The sequence below is a fragment of the Paenibacillus sp. P4_A7 genome (assembly GCF_056402455.1).
In genome coordinates this window covers 1-2,098 of sequence record NZ_JBFUHJ010000678.1, presented here as the reverse complement: position 1 = coordinate 2,098, position 2,098 = coordinate 1, and the positions used below count along the sequence as shown (strand labels likewise).

2 protein-coding genes are annotated in these 2,098 nt (G+C 41.2%); both read left to right on the top strand.

Annotation, left to right across the window (positions count from 1 at the left end; genetic code table 11):
* A partial coding sequence (locus AC1DWN_RS32835; protein ID WP_477563031.1) for a helix-turn-helix domain-containing protein occupies positions 1-1,278 on the top strand: 1,278 nt, incomplete at its 5' end.
* 104 nt (positions 1,279-1,382) lie between these two features.
* Positions 1,383-1,541 carry a hypothetical protein gene (locus AC1DWN_RS32830; protein WP_477563030.1) on the top strand — a complete coding sequence of 53 codons (159 nt, stop codon included), beginning with the start codon at positions 1,383-1,385 and terminating at the stop codon, positions 1,539-1,541.
* The last annotated feature ends 557 nt before the right edge of the window (positions 1,542-2,098 follow it).

The window sequence follows — 2,098 nt, the reverse complement described above, 5'->3', positions numbered from 1 at the left end:
GGTAATGAGTATGATTTCATTAAAACATCAATTGCACAAAATATGGCGGAAGGGGTACAGATGCGGCATATGCTTGCCAGCCATGCTCCCGTCGCTCGTGCACACTTTTTGACACGACTGTTGAAAGGCCATACCGGACACGTACCCTTCGATCAGAATACGATGGACTTTATGGGGGTGCAGATGCCATACGACCATAGTTGTGTTGTTCTCATTTCGATCGAGGATTCCAGTAAGTTCATGAAAGGGGATCGTGAAGAGGAATGGGCACTTGTCCAATTCATTATATATAATCTAAGCAGCGAACTGATCAAGGGTAAGGGTTACGTGGTTGAAACGGAGCGAAACCAACTGGCGCTTCTGCTTAACGTTCCCGGTTCATTAGAAGAGACCGTGAAGGAAAGGGATAGCATTATTTCACAATTAAAGCAGGTCATTGAAGAACGCTTCCATATGAAAATTACGATTGTTTCCAGCTCAATCCATACGGGTACTCAGCAATTCGGAAAAAGCTACAGGGAAGCGAGTAGCGCCCTCGATTATAGAATCATTCATGGCATGGGTTCCATTATCCATTATGATCAAGTTAAAGATATGGAGCGGAGCTATTACCACTATCCGATAGAAGTCGAATTACAAATGATGAATTATTTGAAAAGTGGAAATTACGAGCAGGCAGTTAGTCTGCTTGATGAGCTTTATGAACAAAATATGGCTGCCGGTGTTATAACCCCAGAAATGAGCAAGTACCTCTTTATTGATTTGCTCAGTACGATATTAAAAGTGATTAATGCGCTCAATATCGATGGAAACCAATTTTTTCACGGGGCTGATCCTGCCAGACATATAGTTGACAGCAAATCTACACTAGAAATGCATCAGAAAATCAAAAAGTTAAGTCAGCAGATATGCTGCAGTGTTCGAGAAGCTCGAACCGATCAAAATGATATACTGAACGACCATATAAAAAAATACATCGGCGAACACTATTTAGACAATGGCCTTAGCTTGACTTCCATTGCCGAAAACCTCGGTATGACGCCGCAGTATATATCCGGTTTCTTCAAAAAACAAAATTGCATAAACGTAACTGAATATATTAGCGATATTCGTATCCGTGAAGCGAAGAAGCTGCTGGCTGAATCTAACTCAACCATGCTGCAGATCGCGCAAAAGGTCGGATATGCAACCGATACAGGATTTATCCGTGTATTCAAAAAACAAGAAGGTATTACTCCTGGAAAATATCGCGAAATGGTTACTGGAACTGAAGGTTAGTTTTTGTGGTGATTCACTTATGTATAAAGTGGTTATATAAGAACAAGCAGGTAATAACCCTATCCAAGATTACCTGCAAAACTTTGAAAGAGGTGTCAGTTACTATGAGTAATACAAAAACTTCTTATCGCACCGGAGAAACTTGTGAACGCACAGGGAACTACATTTCTGAGTCAGGCAGACGCAGTGAATTCCGTGAGGGAGAAAAATTTCTCTATTGTCCAGTTACCGGCACGGATACAACTTGGGAACTCGTTGAATAAACGATTGTTAGTCAATTAATAATACGTAAAAGGGCTGCTTCAAAAGTAGAGGACTACTTTTAGGGCAGCCCTTTACGTGTTGTTTGCGCTAACTCGTGACCTCACCTGTACCTACAGAGCTTGCAAGCTCACTACATCCTATATTCACACCTCATCAAGATACACATCAACAGAGCTTACAACACAACACACTAACCATCCCTTAAGGTCGAAAATCGCGCTAACAGCCTACTCTCCACCACGTTCTGGAGGGCTTAAGATCAAAAATCGTGCTTACAGACGCCTTTTTTCGGATCAAACTACTATATTCCGAGCTGTAAGACCAGAAATCGAGCTTACGACACCTAATTTGATCGATCATGGGTGCTGTAAGATCGATAATCGCGCTTACAACTCTTCTTACTTACTCTCTCCCCCATCAAACACTTATGTTCAATCACACTCCCTCAGGAGGAATCGTATTTTATAAAATGGTCGTTAAAATTTTCAAATAAATGCTAAATATGAATCGAACACCTTCTTCGTATGAGATGGCTAACAATATGCCAACCTACATA